Origin of the sequence: Microbacterium sp. 4R-513 (genome assembly GCF_011046485.1) — a bacterium.
In the GTDB taxonomy this organism is placed as follows: Bacteria; Actinomycetota; Actinomycetes; order Actinomycetales; family Microbacteriaceae; genus Microbacterium.
This window is the reverse complement of sequence record NZ_CP049256.1, coordinates 3,420,461-3,437,606: the sequence shown is the minus strand read 5'-3', so window position 1 is coordinate 3,437,606 and position 17,146 is coordinate 3,420,461. Positions and strand designations below refer to the sequence as shown.

At 70.2% G+C, this 17,146-nt stretch carries 14 protein-coding genes and 1 pseudogene; 4 read left to right on the top strand and 11 right to left on the bottom strand.

Annotation, left to right across the window (positions count from 1 at the left end):
* Nucleotides 1-35: 35 nt before the first annotated feature.
* The 6 genes and pseudogenes from dxs to dut form a co-directional block, all read right to left on the bottom strand.
* Entirely contained in the window at nucleotides 36-1,988 is a 1,953-nt protein-coding gene (dxs, locus tag G5T42_RS15215) for a 1-deoxy-D-xylulose-5-phosphate synthase (RefSeq protein ID WP_165129623.1), read from the bottom strand.
* Between the two features lie 184 nt (nucleotides 1,989-2,172).
* The gene (gene acnA, locus G5T42_RS17940) at nucleotides 2,173-3,708 is read right to left on the bottom strand and encodes an aconitate hydratase AcnA (RefSeq protein ID WP_277601785.1); all 1,536 of its coding nucleotides are present in this window, start codon (nucleotides 3,706-3,708) and stop codon (nucleotides 2,173-2,175) included.
* Nucleotides 3,709-3,821: 113 nt separating this feature from the next.
* A pseudogene (locus G5T42_RS17935) lies at nucleotides 3,822-5,000 on the bottom strand (aconitase family protein); the annotation flags it as partial.
* A 138-nt stretch (nucleotides 5,001-5,138) separates the two neighbouring features.
* Nucleotides 5,139-5,942 (bottom strand): DUF3159 domain-containing protein, encoded by an 804-nt coding sequence (locus G5T42_RS15205; protein WP_165129622.1) that lies wholly within the window; start codon nucleotides 5,940-5,942, stop codon nucleotides 5,139-5,141.
* Nucleotides 5,939-6,562 (bottom strand): DUF3710 domain-containing protein, encoded by a 624-nt coding sequence (locus tag G5T42_RS15200; RefSeq protein WP_165129621.1) that lies wholly within the window; start codon nucleotides 6,560-6,562, stop codon nucleotides 5,939-5,941. The genes G5T42_RS15205 and G5T42_RS15200 overlap by 4 nt, the downstream gene beginning before the upstream one ends.
* Before the next feature lie 57 nt (nucleotides 6,563-6,619).
* Complete coding sequence (gene dut / locus G5T42_RS15195; RefSeq protein ID WP_206535657.1) at nucleotides 6,620-7,099, bottom strand: dUTP diphosphatase; 480 nt, start codon at nucleotides 7,097-7,099, stop codon at nucleotides 6,620-6,622.
* 12 nt (nucleotides 7,100-7,111) lie between these two features.
* On the opposite strand from dut, the gene G5T42_RS15190 reads away from it, so the two are divergent.
* Nucleotides 7,112-7,612 (top strand): DUF3093 domain-containing protein, encoded by a 501-nt coding sequence (locus tag G5T42_RS15190; RefSeq protein WP_165129620.1) that lies wholly within the window; start codon nucleotides 7,112-7,114, stop codon nucleotides 7,610-7,612.
* On the opposite strand, the gene G5T42_RS15185 is transcribed toward G5T42_RS15190, so the two are convergent.
* A complete protein-coding gene (locus G5T42_RS15185; RefSeq protein ID WP_165129619.1) occupies nucleotides 7,587-7,880 on the bottom strand; it encodes a DUF4193 domain-containing protein in 294 nt (97 codons plus the stop codon). The two genes, G5T42_RS15190 and G5T42_RS15185, sit on opposite strands and share 26 nt — an antisense overlap.
* A 214-nt stretch (nucleotides 7,881-8,094) precedes the next feature.
* Here G5T42_RS15185 and sepH point away from each other — a divergent pair, with 214 nt between their 5' ends.
* On the top strand, nucleotides 8,095-9,132 hold the full coding sequence (gene sepH, locus G5T42_RS15180; protein WP_165129618.1) for a septation protein SepH: 1,038 nt from the start codon (nucleotides 8,095-8,097) through the stop codon (nucleotides 9,130-9,132).
* Between the two features lie 3 nt (nucleotides 9,133-9,135).
* Here the strand turns inward: sepH and G5T42_RS15175 are convergent, their stop codons facing one another.
* Nucleotides 9,136-10,263: a nucleotide pyrophosphatase/phosphodiesterase family protein gene (locus G5T42_RS15175; RefSeq protein ID WP_165129617.1), complete on the bottom strand. Its 1,128-nt coding sequence runs from the start codon at nucleotides 10,261-10,263 to the stop codon at nucleotides 9,136-9,138.
* A gap of 79 nt (nucleotides 10,264-10,342) precedes the next feature.
* Here G5T42_RS15175 and G5T42_RS15170 point away from each other — a divergent pair, with 79 nt between their 5' ends.
* Nucleotides 10,343-12,802: a DNA topoisomerase IV subunit A gene (locus G5T42_RS15170; RefSeq protein WP_165129616.1), complete on the top strand. Its 2,460-nt coding sequence runs from the start codon at nucleotides 10,343-10,345 to the stop codon at nucleotides 12,800-12,802.
* A 93-nt stretch (nucleotides 12,803-12,895) separates the two neighbouring features.
* On the opposite strand, the gene G5T42_RS15165 is transcribed toward G5T42_RS15170, so the two are convergent.
* A complete protein-coding gene (locus G5T42_RS15165) occupies nucleotides 12,896-14,989 on the bottom strand; it encodes a DNA topoisomerase IV subunit B (RefSeq protein ID WP_206535656.1) in 2,094 nt (697 codons plus the stop codon).
* Nucleotides 14,990-15,146: 157 nt separating this feature from the next.
* Between G5T42_RS15165 and G5T42_RS15160 the strand changes: the two genes are divergently transcribed.
* Nucleotides 15,147-15,365 carry a hypothetical protein gene (locus G5T42_RS15160; protein WP_165129615.1) on the top strand — a complete coding sequence of 73 codons (219 nt, stop codon included), beginning with the start codon at nucleotides 15,147-15,149 and terminating at the stop codon, nucleotides 15,363-15,365.
* A 3-nt stretch (nucleotides 15,366-15,368) separates the two neighbouring features.
* On the opposite strand, the gene G5T42_RS15155 is transcribed toward G5T42_RS15160, so the two are convergent.
* A complete protein-coding gene (locus G5T42_RS15155; protein WP_165129614.1) occupies nucleotides 15,369-16,400 on the bottom strand; it encodes an alanine racemase in 1,032 nt (343 codons plus the stop codon).
* Complete coding sequence (locus G5T42_RS15150) at nucleotides 16,397-17,119, bottom strand: alanine racemase C-terminal domain-containing protein (RefSeq protein ID WP_241245852.1); 723 nt, start codon at nucleotides 17,117-17,119, stop codon at nucleotides 16,397-16,399. The genes G5T42_RS15155 and G5T42_RS15150 overlap by 4 nt, the downstream gene beginning before the upstream one ends.
* Nucleotides 17,120-17,146: the final 27 nt, after the last annotated feature.

Sequence of the window (17,146 nt, the reverse complement as noted above, 5' to 3'; positions counted from 1 at the left end):
GCATGTGTGCGGCGCGTGGCGAGCCGCGGGGTGTTTCAGCCCTCGCGACGGCTCGCCCACTCCGGGATCGTCGGCAGCTCTGTGGTCGGCGTCTGACGGGCGACGGGGATGCGGGTGCCGAGGACCTGCGAGACGACGTCCTGCGCGATCTTGGCGGCTGTCAGGCCGGCGTCCTCGAGGATCTGCTCGCGGCTCGCGTGGTCGATGAACTCGTCGGGCACGCCCAGCTCGTCCACAGCAGTGTCCACTCCCGATTCGCGCAGCACCTGGCGCACACGCGTCCCGATGCCGCCGACGCGGATGCCGTCCTCGATCGTGATGACGAGGCGGTGCTCCGCGGCCAGCGTCACGATCGAGGGCTGCACGGGGACGACCCAGCGCGGGTCCACCACGGTGGCACCGATGCCCTGCGCGCGCAAGCGCTCCGCGACGTCGACGGCGAGGTGGGCCATCGGCCCGATGCCGACGAGGAGCACGTCCTTCGCCTCGCTCTGGACCAGCACGTCCACGCCGTCCTCGAGGCGCTCGACGGCGGGCAGCTCGGGGCTCACCGTGCCCTTCGGGAAGCGGATCACGGTAGGCGCGTCGTCGACCGCGACCGCCTCGCGCAGCTCCTCGCGAAGGCGCTCGGCGTCGCGCGGGACGGCGATGCGGATGTGCGGCACGATCTGCAGCATCGCGAGGTCCCAGATGCCGTGATGGCTCGGCCCGTCGGGGCCTGTGACGCCGGCACGGTCGAGGACGAACGTGACGCCCGCGCGGTGGAGCGCGACATCCATCAGCACCTGGTCGAACGCGCGGTTCATGAACGTCGCGTAGATGGCCAGGACGGGGTGCAGGCCACCGAAAGCGAGGCCCGCCGCCGACGCGACGGCGTGCTGCTCGGCGATCCCGACGTCGTACACGCGGTCGGGGAAACGCTGCGAGAACGGGAGCAGGCCCGTCGGACGGAGCATCGCGGCCGTCATCGCGATGACGTCGGGGCGCTCTTCGCCGATGACGGGCAGCTCGCCGGCGAAGACATCGGTCCAGGCTTCGCCGCCGCTCGCGCCGAGCGCCTCGCCCGTCAGCGGATCGATGCGTCCGACGGCGTGGAACTGGTCGGCCTCGTCGAGCAGCGCCGGTTCGTAGCCGCGCCCCTTCTCGGTGATCGCGTGGACGATGACCGGAGCGCCGTAGTCCTTCGCGAGCTGGAGCGTCTCGAGCAGCGACGCGAGGTCGTGTCCGTCGACCGGACCGAGGTACTTGATGTCGAGGTTCGAGTAGAGCGCGGCGTTGTTGGTGAAGCGGCTGAGGAAGCCGTGCGTGCCGCCGCGCAGACCGCGGTACATCGCGCGTCCGGCCGGGCCGAACTTGCGGAACAGCGACTCCGATGAACCGCGCATCGTCTCGTATGCGTCCGCGGTGCGCACGCGATTGAGGTAGCGCGCCATGCCGCCGATCGTGGGCGCGTAGGAGCGGCCGTTGTCGTTGACGATGATGACCAGGTTGCGATCGTTGTCGTCGGAGATGTTGTTGAGCGCCTCCCACGTCATGCCGCCCGTGAGTGCGCCGTCGCCGACCATCGCGACGACATGCCGATCACGACGGCCGGTCCGCGTGAGGGCGCGGGAGACGCCGTCGGCCCAGCTGAGCGAGCTGGAGGCGTGCGAGGACTCGACGACGTCGTGCGGGCTCTCGGAGCGCTGGGGGTAGCCGGCGAGGCCGCCGCGGGCACGCAGCCGGGAGAAGTCCTGGCGCCCCGTGAGGAGCTTGTGCACATAGGACTGATGGCCCGTGTCGAAGACGATCGGGTCGTTCGGCGAGTCGAACACGCGGTGCATCGCGATCGTGAGCTCGACGACGCCGAGGTTCGGGCCGAGGTGACCGCCCGTGCGCGCGACGTTCTCGATGAGGAACTCGCGAATCTCCCCGGCCAGCTGCTGCAGCTGCTCGACGGTCAGGGAATCGAGATCGCGGGGTCCGGTGATGGACGGAAGGATCGCCATCCGACTCCCTCGCTGTACGTGCGGCAAGGGCGCCCGCGGGGTGCGGATGCCGACACCCAGTCTAGCCGGGGGTACCTGAACGCCTGGCGAGCATGGCTCGGTGTGGAGACTTCCCGCGGTCGGTCCGGGCATGCGAGAGGCCCCGGATCCATCGGATGCCGGGGCCTCTCGCGCCTGCCGTCGGTCAGACGAGCGAGCGCAGCACGTACTGGAGGATGCCGCCGTTGCGGTAGTAGTCGGCCTCTCCGGGTGTGTCGATGCGGACGACCGCGTCGAACTCGACGGTCTCCTTGCCGGGCGCCGAGAACTCGCTCGGAGCGGCGGTGACGTGGACCGTCTTCGGGGTCACACCCTCGTTGAGCTGTTCGAGCCCCGTGATCGAGACGATCTCGGTGCCGTCGAGGCCCAGCGACTCCCACGTCGTGCCAGCCGGGAACTGCAGCGGGACGACCCCCATGCCGATGAGGTTCGAGCGGTGGATCCGCTCGAAGCTCTCGGTGATGACCGCCTTGACGCCGAGGAGGCTCGTACCCTTCGCCGCCCAGTCGCGCGAGGAACCCGAGCCGTACTCCTTGCCGCCGAAGATGACGAGGGGGGTGCCGGCCGCCTGGTAGTTCTGGCTCGCGTCGTAGATGAACGACTGCCGACCGCCCTCCTGGGTGAAGTCGCGCGTGTAGCCGCCCTCGACGACGTTGCCGTCGTTGACGGCGCGGACGAGGAGGTTCTTCAGGCGGATGTTCGCGAACGTGCCGCGGATCATGACCTCGTGGTTGCCGCGGCGCGAGCCGTAGGAGTTGAAGTCCTTGCGGTCGACTCCGTGCTCCGCGAGGTACTTGCCGGCCGGGCTGTCGGCCTTGATGTTGCCGGCCGGGCTGATGTGGTCGGTGGTGACGGAGTCGCCGAGCGTCGCGAGGACGCGAGCGCCGGAGATGTCGGAGACCGGCGTCAGCTCCATCGTCATGCCCTCGAAGTACGGGGGCTTGCGGACGTAGGTCGAGTTCTCGTCCCACTCGAACACGTCGCCGGTGGGCGTCGGCAGGTTCTTCCAGCGCTCATCGCCCTCGAACACCGTGGCGTACTGCCTCGTGAACATCTCCTCGCTGATCGACGAGTCGATCGTGGCCTGCACCTCCGCGGCATCCGGCCAGATGTCCTTCAGGAACACGTCGTTGCCGTCGGTGTCCTGGCCCAGCGGGTCGGTCTCGAAGTCGAAGTTCATCGAGCCGGCGAGCGAGTAGGCGATCACGAGCGGCGGGCTCGCGAGGTAGTTCATCTTCACGTCGGGGTTGATGCGGCCCTCGAAGTTGCGGTTGCCCGAGAGGACGGCCGTCACGGCGAGGTCGTTCTCGTTGACCGCGGCCGAGACCTCCTCGATGAGGGGTCCGGAGTTGCCGATGCAGGTCGTGCAGCCGTAGCCGACGGTGTAGAAGCCGAGGTCCTCGAGGTCCTTGGTGAGACCGGCCTTCTCGTAGTAGTCCGTGACGACCTTCGAGCCGGGCGCGAGCGTGGTCTTGACCCACGGCTTGGCCTTGAGGCCCTTCTTGACCGCGTTGCGGGCGAGGAGGCCCGCCGCCAGCATGACCGAGGGGTTCGACGTGTTCGTGCAGGACGTGATGGCGGCGATCGTCACGGCGCCGTGGTCGAGCGTGAAGGACTCGCCGCCCGCGAGCGTCACCGGCGTCGGCTTCGATGCGCTCTTCGGCGAGTGCGACCGGTGCACGTGGAAGTGCACGTTGTGCTCGGACTCGGGGCTGTTCCCCGGGGGTCGGAGGCCGGGAACGACTCCGAGATCTCGAGGTCGACGAGGTCGTGCTCGACATCGGCGTAGTTGGTGAGGTCGCTCTCGAACTGCGCCTTCGCGTGCGACAGGACGATGCGGTCCTGAGGGCGCTTCGGACCGGCGATCGAGGGGACGACCGTCGACAGGTCGAGCTCCATGTACTCGCTGAACACCGGCTCGACGGCCGGGTCGTGCCAGAGGTGCTGCTCCTTGGCGTACGCCTCGACGAGCGCGAGCTGCTCCTCGCTGCGGCCCGTGAGGCGCAGGTACTCGACCGTGACGTCGTCGATCGGGAACATGGCGGCGGTCGAGCCGAACTCGGGGCTCATGTTGCCGATGGTCGCGCGGTTCGCGAGCGGAACCGATGCGACGCCTTCGCCGTAGAACTCGACGAACTTGCCGACGACGCCGTGCTTGCGGAGCATGTCGGTGATCGTGAGCACGACATCCGTCGCCGTCACGCCGGTCGGGATCGATCCGGTGAGCTTGAAGCCGACGACACGAGGGATGAGCATCGAGACGGGCTGCCCGAGCATCGCGGCCTCGGCCTCGATGCCGCCCACGCCCCAGCCGAGGACGCCGAGACCGTTGACCATCGTCGTGTGCGAGTCGGTGCCGACGCACGTGTCGGGGTAGGCGCGCAGCACGCCGCCGACGGTGCGGTCGTAGATGACCTTGGCGAGGTGCTCGATGTTGACCTGGTGGACGATGCCTGTCCCGGGCGGGACGACCTTGAAGTCGTCGAACGCCGTCTGGCCCCAGCGGAGGAACTGGTACCGCTCGCCGTTGCGCTCGTACTCGATCTCGACGTTCCGCTCGAGGGCGTTCTCGGTGCCGAACAGGTCGGCGATGACCGAGTGGTCGATGACCATCTCGGCGGGCGACAGCGGGTTGATGCGCTTCGGGTCGCCCCCGAGCGCCTCGACGGCCTCGCGCATGGTCGCGAGGTCGACGATGCAGGGCACGCCGGTGAAGTCCTGCATGACCACGCGGGCCGGGGTGAACTGGATCTCGGTGTCGGGCTCTGCCGCGGCATCCCACGACCCGAGGGCCTCGATCTGCTGCTTCGTGACGTTCGCGCCGTCCTCGGTGCGAAGCAGGTTCTCCAGCAGCACCTTGAGGCTGAACGGAAGCTTCTCGTAGCCCGGCACCGTGTCGATGCGGAAGATCTCGTAGTCGGTGCTGCCGACCGTCAGGGTGCTCTTCGCACCGAAGCTGTCAACCGTGGACACGTCTGTCTCCTTCGTCGGCGGCGGGATCGGGCGCGAGGCCCAGCACTCCCCATCCTCCCTCGCGCGGGATGCCTCGGCTAGTGAGGATCGCCTAAGCGGCGCGGAGGAGGAATTTATCTCGATATCGAGATAAATGTATCACCTGGGAGAGCGGGGATAGAGCGCCCGCACGGCGAGCCATGTGACGGCGACGAGGGGCGCGAACAGCGGCAGGCCCATGATGAGCTTCACCGTGCCGAGGGCCGCCACATCGCCCGAGAAGTAGAGCGGCAGCTGCACGAGAAGGCGCGCCGCGAAGAGCGCGGCCCACGTGATGGCGAGCCAGAAGAAGACGCGACGCTTGCGCTTGTCGCGGCGCCAGGCGGTGCCCTCCCCCATGAGGAAGCCGGCCGCGAGTCCGATGAGCGACCACCCGATGACCGCCGACACGAGGAACGCGGTGCCGTAGATCGCGTTCGTCGCGAAGCCCCAGAGGAAGTTGTCCTGTCCGCGCCCCGTGAACAGGGCGAGCGCGGCTGCCGCGGCCGTGGCGACGAGACCGCCGATCGCGGCTGCCGCGGGGCTGCGCTGGATGAGCCGGACGACCGTGAAGACGACCGCGAGGCCCACGGAGAGCCCGAGGCTCAGCGGCAGGTCGGCCTGCCCTGTGGCCGGGTCGTACGTGAGGGTCCAGACAACGATGAACGTGATCCCGGGAAGGACGGACTCGAGGATGCCGCGCCACCCGCCCATCGCGCGCCAGACGACGTGGCCCGTGCTCGCCTCGGAGGCGGGGTCGAGGCCCGCGCGGCGGGCGGCGCCGCCGAGGGCTGCTCCGAGGAGCTCGGACGCCGTCGGCTCCGCCGGCTCCTCGGCCTGCGCGCGTGCGGGAGTCGTCTCCGGGTCGCCCGCGGGATCGGGGGATGCCTCGGCTTTCGCCGGCTCGCGGTGGTCGTCGGTCATGCCGTGCCCGGCGTCGCCGGCATCTTCAGGGGGATGAGGTCGCGCGGGGGCATGGGTGACCCGCCGCGGACGACCACGATCGACCGGAACAGGTCCTCGACTTTGGCCGCGGCATCCACGTCGCTCGCCGCCGCACCGCCGATGACGCCGCGGAGGAACCAGCGCGGTCCGTCCACGCCGACGAAGCGGGCGAGGCGCTTGCCCGCCGTGCCGTCGGGGCCGGCGATGACCGGCACCTCGGCGAGGAGCTCGGGGCCGAGCGGTCCCTCGCGCTCCTCGACCCGGCCACCCTGCTGGCGGATCTGCTGGCGGATCTGGTCGCGCGTCTCATCCCAGAGACCTGTGGAGCGCGGCGCGGCGAACGGCTGCACCTGCAGCGTCGAACCCGCGTAGTCGAGGCCGACGGCGACGATGCGCTTGGTCTGCTCCTCGACCTCGAGGCGCAGGTTGAGGCCCTCGCGGGGCAGGATCTTGATGCCGCCCAGATCGATGTACGGGCGCACCGGATTGGCCTCGGACTCGTCGAACGGCCCCGTCGCGGCGCGGTCGCTGAGTGCCGACGCGGTCGGGACGGCCTCGTCCGAAGCGTCGGGGGCGTCTGCGGGAGTGGCGTCTGTCATGCCAGGACTCCGTCCTTCTGGTCTTGTCGTGATGCGGGAAGGTCCCGCGCGGACCCGCTACCGCTCGTCTGCGACGACGGTGAGTCCTCCGTTGGTTCTGGTGCCGTTGGTTCCGGTGGAGCCGAAGCCGCCCTCGCCGCGCACGCTCTCGGGCAGCGTGTCGACCGGGATGAACCGTGCCTGCGGCACGGGCATCACGATGAGCTGCGCGATGCGGTCGCCTTTGACGACCTCGAACGCGTGCTCGGAATCGGTGTTCAGCAGGGTGACCTTGATCTCACCGCGGTAGCCCGCATCGACTGTCCCGGGCGAGTTGACGACGGTGATGCCGTGCTTGGCGGCCAGGCCGCTGCGCGGGACCACGAAGGCGGCGTAGCCCTCGGGGAGGGCGATCCGCACGCCGGTGCCGACGAGGGCTCGCTGTCCGGGTTCGAGGCGCACGTCTTCGGCGGCCGTGAGGTCGGCGCCGGCGTCGCCCGGGTGAGCGTAGCTCGGAACGTCGGGCGCGATAATGAGGACGTCCACGGTTTCGGTCACTCAACGAGGGTAATGCAGAAGACAGCCGCCAGAAGCGCCCGAGCTCAGGCTCCCGGCGCCTTCCGAGAACGCCTCAGTCCGTCCCTCTGGGTGCTCGTCAGCGCGGCCGTGGTGGCGCCGATGGCGGCCCTCGTGTTCGCGCCGCTCGACACGACGGTCTCGCTCGTCGCGGGCGTCGTCGTGGGGGTCCTGTTCGTGACCCTGCTGATCGTCGGGTCGCCAACCGTCGCGGTGGAGGACGGGATGCTGCGCGCCGGACGCGCCCGCATCCCGCTGGAGCTCCTGGGCGAGCCCGTGGCTCTCGCGGGCGAGGATGCGCGCACGGCGCGGGGTCCCGCCCTCGACCCGCGATCGTGGCACGTCATCCGCGGGGGAATCGACGGCGTCGTGGTCGTTCCGGTGGAGGATGCGGACGACCCGACCCCGTCATGGGTCGTGTCGTCGCGCACTCCCGACCGCCTCGCGGCGGCCATCCGTCGTGGTCAGGTCAGGCCGCGCACTCCGCGCAGATAGGGCCGTCGGCCGTGTCGTGGTCGAGCTGCGAGCGGTGCTTCACGAGGAAGCAGTTGCTGCAGGTGAACTCGTCCTCCTGAGGCGGCAGCACGACGACGTCGAGTTCGAGGTCGGAGAGGTCGGCACCGGGCAGCTCGAAGCCCGAGGGGTTGTCGGCATCCTCGACATCCACCGACCCCGACATCTTGTCGGGAACCCGCTCCTTGAGGGCCTCGATCGACTCGCTGTCGTCCTCGGTCTTGCGGGGGGCGTCGTAATCCGTAGCCATGCGTAAACGTCTCTACTTCCGGAAATCTCGGGTTCGCATGCCCGTATGGGCGGCGATAGTTTGCATGACGGAAGGGCATTTCGCAAATGCGACCTCGGCGGCTTCCCGTCACGCGCTATCCGTGAAACTCGCGGCGCGCCCGCGTTATTCCCGGCCGCCCCCTGCCCGGCGTGCGAGCATGGCCTGACACGGCTGGATGGGAGAGGGCGTTCGCATGGAACAGCTCAAAGTCATCGGAACCGAGGACGAGACCATCGTCCTGGCCACCGAGTCCGGCGAGCGGTTCTCGCTCGCGATCGACGATGTGCTGCGCGCGCAACTGCGCCGGGCACGTCGCGAACGCGACGGCGAGGAGCGCACGGCGCGCCCGAGCCCTCGCGAGATCCAGGCGCACATCCGCGCCGGCATGTCGGCGGAAGAGGTCGCGAGCCTCCTCGGCGCACGGGTCGAAGACGTCCAGCGGTTCGAGGGTCCTGTGCTCGCGGAGCGCGAGCACATCGTGGGACAGGCGCTCGCGGTGCCCGTGCTCCTGGGCGCCGATCTCGACGGCGACACCCACCCCACGTTCGGCACGGCCGTGCGCGCCAAGCTCGCCGAGGCGGGCGCCTCTGGCGAGCGGTGGACCAGCTGGAAAGAGCAGACCGGCTGGATCGTCAAGCTCGAGTTCACGGCGGCCGAGATCGACCACGATGCGCGCTGGGGCTTCGAGCCGCGGCGCTCGACCCTCTCGCCCCTCAACCCGGACGCGATCCAGCTCTCCCGCCAGGGTTCGCTCCCGGAGGGACTCATCCCCCGCCTGCGCGCACTCGATGCGAGCCCGCTCAAGGACGACTCCCGGTTCGACAGCGGAGCGTTCGGACCCCGCCGGCTGCCCGAGCCGGAGGCCGACCTCGAGTCGCCCGACGTCCCCACTCCCACGGCGAAGGCCGTGCAGCAGGCCGCGATCAAGCGCGCCGACGAGCCGTCGCTGACGTCGCCTGAGACCGCCGATCTGCTCGAGGCACTCCGCCGTCGCCGCGGACAGCGGGAACCCCTTCCCGGCGCCGATGAGGTCGCACGCGCAGCGGCGCCGGTCGCACTCTTCGACGCCCTCGAGCCGGGGTACGACGAGACGCCCGCGGCCGAGCCCGAGGAGTCGTTCACCCCGGATCGCCCGGTGGCCGCCGAGGCGTCCGGTCGGCGGAAGGGCCGCACCTCGATGCCGTCGTGGGACGAGATCGTCTTCGGTGCGGGCGCCCGCGGCGACGACTGACGCCTAGGCGAACGCCCCGAGCCGGATGAGCGGCACCGTCCGCTCCTCGTCGGTCAGCGACCCGTGCTGCCCGACCATGTTCTGCGGTCCTTTGTCGTCGAGCCGGTCGTCGTAGTACGCGATGCTCGCCCGCGCCGCCACGACGACATCGCCGATCCGTTCCCGCACCTCCGGGACCACCGTGCCGAAGAGACCGGCGTCGATCGCCTCCTCGCGGGACAGGACCCACGACCTGCTGCTCTCCGACTCCCGCCACGCCTGGAGGACGGATGCCTCGCGCCCCGGCTCCACGTAGAGATGCAGCATCCGCGGCTCTCCGCCGATGATGCGGACGTAATCCACGAGCGGGTCGTCCTCCGTGAGCAGGACCTGCCGATGCCGCGGAACGTCGATCATCCCGTGGTCGGCGGTGAAGAGTGCACCGACCCCCGGTGCGAGCGCGCTGGACAGGGCGCGGGCCGCGGCATCCACCGTCTCCAGTCCCGAGGCCCACTCGTCCGACTCCCAGCCGCGCTGGTGGGCGATGCCGTCGAGCTCGGGTGCGTAGAGATACACGAGGGCCCCGGGATGCCGCGCCGCGAGGTCGGCGGCGATCTCGGCGCCCTCGGCGGCCGTCTTGGCGGAGACGAACCCCGCTCCGCGGAGGATCGCCTTCGTGAACCCCGAGCCCGCGAACTTCGGCCGTGACACGACGAAGCACGGGCGGCCCCTCGCCGACTCGCGCTCCAGCAGGGGCTGAGCGCGCTGCCACGAGTAGGGGTCGAGCCCGTCGGTCTCCCATCCCTTGAGCTGATTCGGAGCGAGGTCGGTACCGGGAATGCGCACGCGGTATCCGACGAGGCCGTGCTGGCCGGGATCGACGCCGGTCATCAGCGACGTGAGAGCCGCGGCCGTGGTCGACGGGAAGACGGAGCGCGCGACATCCTTCCGCCCGCCCCTCTCGGCGAGGAAGCGGGCGTGGCCGGCTCGGGCGGCGAGGCTGCGGGCGCCGAGGCCGTCGACGACGAAGAGGATCGCGCTCGTCGCGGGGGCCAGCCACTCCGCGCGGCCGTCGAGAGCCGAGAGAACCTCGGGGACGACACGGGTGAGGCTCCGGGCTCGCGGCGACTCCGCCGGTAGGCTGAGGGACATCCGGGCCAGTCTCGCACACCGGCGAGCGGCCCCGGCCGGACACCCCGTGCCGGCCCGTCGTCACTGAGGCCACATCGTCATGCCTGCATCCCGCACCGACTCCTCCCCCGCCGACCACGGCCGCATCGAAGACATCGATGTCGCCGCCGAGATGCAGGGGTCGTTCCTCGAGTACGCGTACTCGGTCATCTACTCGCGCGCCCTCCCCGACGCCCGCGACGGCCTCAAGCCGGTCCAGCGGCGCATCCTCTTCCAGATGGCCGACATGGGCCTGCGTCCCGACCGCGGTCACGTCAAGAGCGCGCGCGTGGTCGGCGAGGTCATGGGAAAGCTGCACCCGCACGGTGACGCGCCCATCTACGACGCCCTCGTCCGGCTCGCGCAGCCGTTCTCGCTGCGAGTGCCGCTCGTCGACGGTCACGGCAACTTCGGCTCGCTCGACGACGGACCCGCCGCCCCCCGTTACACCGAGGCGCGCCTCGCGCCCGCAGCCCTCGCTCTGACCGAGAACCTCGACGAGGACGTCGTCGACTTCATCCCGAACTACGACGGCCAGTTCCAGCAGCCCGCCGTGCTGCCGGCCGCCTTCCCCAACCTCCTCGTCAACGGTGCGACCGGCATCGCCGTCGGCATGGCGACGAACATGGCGCCGCACAACCTCATCGAGGTCGTGGGCGCCGCGACGCACCTGCTCGACAACCCCGAGGCGACGCTCGAAGAGCTCATGGAGTTCGTTCCGGGCCCCGACCTGCCGTCGGGCGGTGTCATCGTCGGCCTCGACGGCATCAAGGACGCGTACCGCACGGGGCGCGGCACCTTCCGCACGCGCGCCAAGGTGTCCATCGAGCCGCTGGGTCCGCGCCGCACCGGCCTCATCGTGACGGAGCTGCCGTACCTCGTCGGCCCCGAGCGGATCATCGAGAAGATCAAGGACGCCGTCCAGTCCAAGAAGCTCCAGGGCATCTCGGACGTCACCGATCTCACGGACCGGCACAACGGCCTGCGCCTCGTCATCGGCATCAAGACGGGCTTCGACCCGCAGGCCGTGCTCGAGCACCTCTACCGGCTGACGCCGCTCGAGGACTCGTTCGGCATCAACAACGTCGCCCTCGTCGCGGGTCAGCCCCAGACGCTCGGCCTGCGCGAGCTCCTGCGGGTCTACCTCGACCATCGCATCGAGGTCGTCACGCGGCGCAGCGCCTACCGGCTCGCACGCCGCAAGGAGCGCCTGCACCTCGTCGAGGGCCTCCTCATCGCCATCCTCGACATCGACGAGGTCATCCAGGTCATCCGCTCGTCCGACGACTCCGATGCCGCACGCACGCGCCTGCAGGAGGTCTTCGACCTCTCCGAGCTCCAGGCCGAGTACATCCTCGAGCTGCGCCTGCGCCGCCTCACGAAGTTCTCGCGCATCGAGCTCGAGACGGAGCGCGACAAACTGCGTGCCGAGATCGCCGAGCTGGAAGAGCTGCTCGCGAGCGAGGTCCTCCTCCGGGCTCAGGTGGCACGGGAGCTGGATGCCGCGGCCGAGACGTACGGCACTCCTCGCCGCACGCTCCTGCTCAACGGCGGCCCGGTCGCCCCGCGCTCCCGCGCCGCCGCGTCGGCTCCCGACCTCCAGATCGCCGACGCGCCCTGCCGCGTCTTCCTGTCGGCCACGGGTCGCATGGTCCGAGCCGAGGTCACGCCGGATGCCCCGAACGGCGGTATCGTGACGCCCTCGCGCCGATCGAAGCACGACGCGGTCCGCTCGTCGGTCGATGCGACGACCCGCGGCGACCTCGGCGCCGTCACCTCGGCAGGCAGGCTCGTTCGGTTCTCGCCGGTCGATCTGCCGTCGGTGCCCGGCAACTCGGTCCAGCTCGCTGCAGGGACCCGTGCGGACCAATACCTCGGCCTCGGCTCGGGCGAGCACGTCGTGGGGCTCGTGGCCCTCGTCGACGCCCCGCCGATCGCGCTCGGGACGGCGCAGGGCGTCGTCAAGCGCGTGTCCGCCACGGAGCTCGGGAGCAAGCACGACATCGAGATCATCGCGCTGAAGGACGGGGATCGCGTCGTCGGGGCGGCACCCGCCGCTGACGGCGCCGAGCTCGTCTTCGTCGTCTCCGATGCCCAGCTCCTGCGCTTCGACGCCGACTCGGTGCGGCCGCAGGGGCGGGCGGCGGGCGGCATGGCCGGCGTACGGGTCGCCGACGGCGAGCGCGTGATCTACTTCGGCGTCGTGGGGGCCTCCGTGTTCGACGCGGTCGTGGTGACGATCTCGGGCAGCACGCAGGCGATCGCGGGCGCGGACGCCGGCTCGGCCAAGGTGTCGGACTTCTCCGAGTTCCCCGCGAAGGGCCGCGGCACCGGCGGTGTGCGCGCTCAGCGCTTCCTCAAGGGCGAAGACACGCTGACCCACGCGTGGGTCGGCGTCGAGCCGCGTGCGGTCGGCGCCGACGGGGCGACGCGTGCGCTTCCGCCGGTCGGTGCCAAGCGGGATGCCTCCGGCCAGCCCCTCGACGGGGTGGTCGGCGCGATCGGCACGGCCGTCCGCTGACCGACGTCTCGCGGAGCGAGGAGATCTCGCGAGTCGCGGACGAAACGAGCCGAATCCTCCTCGTTTCGCGAGATCCCCTCGGCCGGCGAGGCCTCAGGCGTCGATCGCCTCGCGCGAGAGGCGGTCGCTCGAGCTCACGATGAACTCGCGCCGCGGTGCGACCTCGTTGCCCATCAGGAGCTCGAAGACCGATGCCACGGCCTCGGCATCCTCCAGCCGCACGCGACGGAGCGTCCGGCCGGCGCGGTCCATCGTCGTCGTCGCGAGCTGCTCGGCATCCATCTCGCCCAGCCCCTTGTAGCGCTGCACCGGCTCCTGCCAGCGCTTGCCGGCCTTCGACAGCTTCGCGAGCAGGCCGTGGAGCTCCTGCTCGCTGTAGGTGTAGATCGTCTCGTTGGGCTTGGAGCCGGGGTTGATCACGACGACCCGGTGCAGCGGCGGGACCGCGGCGAACACGCGCCCCTCCTCGATGAGCGGCCGCATGTAGCGGAAGAAGAGCGTCAGGAGCAGAGTGCGGATGTGCGCGCCGTCGACGTCGGCGTCGCTCATCAGGATGATCTTCCCGTAGCGGGCCTGCTCGATGTCGAAGGAGCGTCCGGAGCCCGCTCCGATGACCTGGATGATCGACGCGCACTCGGCGTTGCCGAGCATGTCGCTGATCGACGCCTTCTGCACGTTCAGGATCTTGCCGCGGATGGGCAGCAGCGCCTGGTATTCGCTGTTGCGCGCATGCTTGGCGGTGCCGAGGGCCGAGTCCCCCTCGACGATGAAGAGCTCCGACTCGGCGACATCGTTCGTCCGGCAGTCGGCGAGCTTGGCCGGCAGCGACGACGACTCGAGGGCGTTCTTGCGGCGCTGCGTCTCTTTGTGCGCGCGTGCCGAGATCCGGGCCTTCATCTCGGCGACGACCTTGTCGAGGAGGAGCGCCGTCTGGTTCTTGTCGTCGCGCTTGGTCGAGGCGAACTTCGCGGTGAGCTCACGGGTGACGACGTTGGCGACGATCTGCCGGACCGCCGGAGTGCCGAGCACCTCCTTCGTCTGCCCCTCGAACTGGGGCTCGGGGAGACGGACGGTGAGGACCGTCGTCAGGCCCGCCAGGATGTCGTCCTTCTCGAGCTTGTCGTTGCCCACCTTGAGGCGTCGCGCGTTCTGCTCGACCTGTGCGCGGAGCACCTTCATGAGCGCGAGCTCGAAGCCCTGCTGGTGGGTTCCGCCCTTGGGTGTCGCGATGATGTTGACGAACGACCGGCCCACGGTCTCGTAGCCGGTCCCCCAGCGGACGGCGACGTCCACCACGCACTCGCGCTCGACCTCGGTGGGCACCATCGCGCCGGTCGGCTGCAGCACCGGAACCGTCTCGGTGAAGGTGCCCGTACCCGTCAGACGCCACGTGTCGGTCACGGCCGCGTCGGGCGCCAGGAAGTCCGCGAACTCCGAGATGCCGCCGTCGAAGCGGAAGGTCGTCTCGTTGCGGCCGCCCTCGCGTTCGTCACGGATGACGATCTCGAGGCCCGGCACGAGGAAGGCCGTCTGGCGCGCCCGCTGCTCGAGCTCTTCGAGATTGAAGGTCGCATCCTTCGTGAAGATCTGGCGGTCGGCCCAGTAGCGGATCCGGGTGCCGGTGACACCCTTGGCCGCGCGGCCCGCCACGCGCAGCTCCGAGCTCTTCTCGAACGGTGTGAACGCGGCATCCGGACTCTGTCCGGCGAAGACGCCGGGCTCGCCGCGGTGGAACGACATGGCCCACGTCTTGCCCCCGCGGTCGACCTCGACGTCGAGTCGCTCCGAGAGGGCGTTGACGACGGATGCGCCGACACCGTGCAGGCCGCCCGACGCGGCGTACGATCCGCCGCCGAACTTGCCTCCGGCGTGCAGCTTCGTGAAGACGACCTCGACGCCGGAGAGGCCGGTGCGCGGCTCGATGTCGACAGGGATGCCGCGGCCCTGATCGCGGACCTCGACGCTCCCGTCGGGGTGGAGCACGATCTCGATGCGGCTGCCGTTGCCGGCGAGCGCCTCGTCGACCGCGTTGTCGATGATCTCCCAGAGGCAGTGCATGAGGCCCCGGGAGTCCGTCGAGCCGATGTACATGCCGGGGCGCTTGCGGACCGCTTCGAGGCCCTCCAGCACCTGGAGATGATGGGCGGAATACTCGGCGGTCACAATCCTCAAGCGTATCCGGGGCATCCGACCCCGCCTTGCACAGACACGACCTGCCGGCGCCGCGGTACGCGGTGAGCGAAATGTCATCTGTTCACGGCATTCGCGAAACAATCGCGTGGTTATATCTATGGACTCGCAGAAGCGACGTGACAGAGTGACACAGCACAGAGGAGGCACCGAGATGAACACGCTTTCGACCCCTACCGAGCCGGGCGCTGTCCTCGAGTACCGCCTCACCGCGATGGACCGCTGCGATTCGTGTGGCGCCCAGGCCTACATCGCCGCCGAGGTCAACGGCAGCGAGCTGCTGTTCTGCGCCCACCACGGCCGCAAGTACGAAGAGAAGCTGCGCGCCATCGCCACCTCCTGGCACGACGAGACCTCGCGCCTCAGCGAGTAAGACTCACTTCCCGCAGTACTCGCGCCGCATCGTCGGTGCAAACCGCAAGGCGATCTCTTCGCCGATCGTTCCCAGTTGCTCTGCCGCGTCGGTGACGCTCTGCGGCGCGCCGGCGCCCACCACGAAGATCTCGTCACCGACCGTCGCCGTCGGCCATGCGTCGACGATGCTCTCGTCCGCGCCGATGGCACGCACGGCGCGCGGACCATCGGGCGTCCCGACGCGGAGCCTTCCCGCGAGCGTCGACGGCAGTCCGTCGAGCGCGCCGACGTGGATCCGCACGCTCGTCCCGTCGACGCCGGTGACCCGGGCGATCAGACTCGAGATCGGGCGGATGCCGAGCTCAGCCTCGCCCGGACCATCCGCGGGACGGATGCCGTACGCGAAGGCGCCGATCCGCACGAGGTCGTAGCGGAACTCGGGCCGGGCGAAACCGGCGGCTGATGCGGCGAGGTGTCGGAGCCGGGGGCGGAGACCGGCATCCCCGGCCTGCGCGACCGCCCGGTCGTACAGCGCCCGTGCCGCGTCGTCCTCCTCGTCGGAGGCCTCGGCGATGTGGCTCCAGATGCCGACGACCTCGATTTCGCCCGCGCGCTCGAGCTCTGCAGCCCTCGCCACGAACGCCGGCCATTCCTCGGGCCGCACGCCGTTGCGGTGCAGGCCGGTGTCGATCTTGAGGTGAACCCGCCCGACACCCTCGGCGGCGGCGACGTCTTCCAGGAGGATGCCGTCACCCACCCCGATGTCGAGGCCGGCAGCCACGGCGCTCCGCGCCTCGTCGGCCGTCGCGACGATCCACACGAAGATCCGCGCGTCGTCGCCGAGCTCGGCGCGCACCGCCTGACCGGTCCGGACGTCGAAGGCGCCGAACCAGCGGACGCCCTCCGCCCAGGCGAGCGAAACGATGCGCTCGAGCCCGTGGCCGTAGGCGTCGTCCTTGACGACGAGCATGTGCTCGGCCGGCGCCACCCGGCGGCGGATCTCGGCGAGGTTCCCGGCGAAAGCGCCGGAATCGATGCGGAGCACGGCCTTCATGCGATGTGCTCCCGCTGGGCGCGGAGCCCCACCGCCGTCACGATCTCTGCAGCCGACAGCCCTGTCGCGTCTGTCCAGTCCGAGAGCGCCGGGTCGCCGTCCGCCGGCCCGAAGAAGACGACGGCGTCGCCACGCGCCACGTCGCCATCGCCGATGTCGACGACGCAGACATCCATCGCGACCCGTCCCACGATCGGACAGCGGAGTGGGCCGATCGCGACCGACACGCGGTCGCCGAGTCCCCGGACGATGCCCTGCGCGTACCCTCCCGTGACGAGTGCCACGCGGGTGTCGTGCGCGGCGCGGTGGGTGTAGCCGTAGGACACGCCCTCCCCCGCTCGGAGCTCCTTCGTGAGCAGCACGAAGCCCGAGAGACGCATGACCGGCGTCGGCCCGGCCGCCGAGAGGCCGTAGATCTCGGTGCCGTCCAGTGTGGCGCCGCCGGCCGCGCTCACCGCGACGCCGGAGAAGTCGCCCGTCATGGCTTCCGCCTCACCCTCGTCGACGATGAAGGCGTCGACACCCGCTTCGGCGAGCGTCCTCGCGACGGGCCGAAGGCCGTGACCCCACGCGTCGTGACGGAGGTCCGCGACGGCGTACTGGTCGTCGGCGCGGAGCAGGAGCCTCTCGACGTTGGCGCGCAGCGCGCGGTGGTCGATCGTCGCGACGGGACCGCTGCGCCGTGGCGCGGCATCCGTCATCCCGTCGGCCTGAAACACGCCGTCTAGACTATCGAGGTCCCCCAC

What these genes read in the sequence shown, in the direction of transcription:
- dxs (WP_165129623.1), bottom strand. Translation starts at nt 1,988, where the DNA reads ATGGCGATCCTTCCGTCCATCACCGGACCCCGCGATCTCGATTCCCTG.
- G5T42_RS15205 (WP_165129622.1), bottom strand. Translation starts at nt 5,942, where the DNA reads ATGACCGACGACCACCGCGAGCCGGCGAAAGCCGAGGCATCCCCCGAT.
- G5T42_RS15200 (WP_165129621.1), bottom strand. Translation starts at nt 6,562, where the DNA reads ATGACAGACGCCACTCCCGCAGACGCCCCCGACGCTTCGGACGAGGCC.
- G5T42_RS15190 (WP_165129620.1), top strand. Translation starts at nt 7,112, where the DNA reads ATGCAGAAGACAGCCGCCAGAAGCGCCCGAGCTCAGGCTCCCGGCGCC.
- G5T42_RS15185 (WP_165129619.1), bottom strand. Translation starts at nt 7,880, where the DNA reads ATGGCTACGGATTACGACGCCCCCCGCAAGACCGAGGACGACAGCGAG.
- sepH (WP_165129618.1), top strand. Translation starts at nt 8,095, where the DNA reads ATGGAACAGCTCAAAGTCATCGGAACCGAGGACGAGACCATCGTCCTG.
- G5T42_RS15175 (WP_165129617.1), bottom strand. Translation starts at nt 10,263, where the DNA reads ATGTCCCTCAGCCTACCGGCGGAGTCGCCGCGAGCCCGGAGCCTCACC.
- G5T42_RS15170 (WP_165129616.1), top strand. Translation starts at nt 10,343, where the DNA reads ATGCCTGCATCCCGCACCGACTCCTCCCCCGCCGACCACGGCCGCATC.
- G5T42_RS15165 (WP_206535656.1), bottom strand. Translation starts at nt 14,989, where the DNA reads ATGCCCCGGATACGCTTGAGGATTGTGACCGCCGAGTATTCCGCCCAT.
- G5T42_RS15160 (WP_165129615.1), top strand. Translation starts at nt 15,147, where the DNA reads ATGAACACGCTTTCGACCCCTACCGAGCCGGGCGCTGTCCTCGAGTAC.
- G5T42_RS15155 (WP_165129614.1), bottom strand. Translation starts at nt 16,400, where the DNA reads ATGAAGGCCGTGCTCCGCATCGATTCCGGCGCTTTCGCCGGGAACCTC.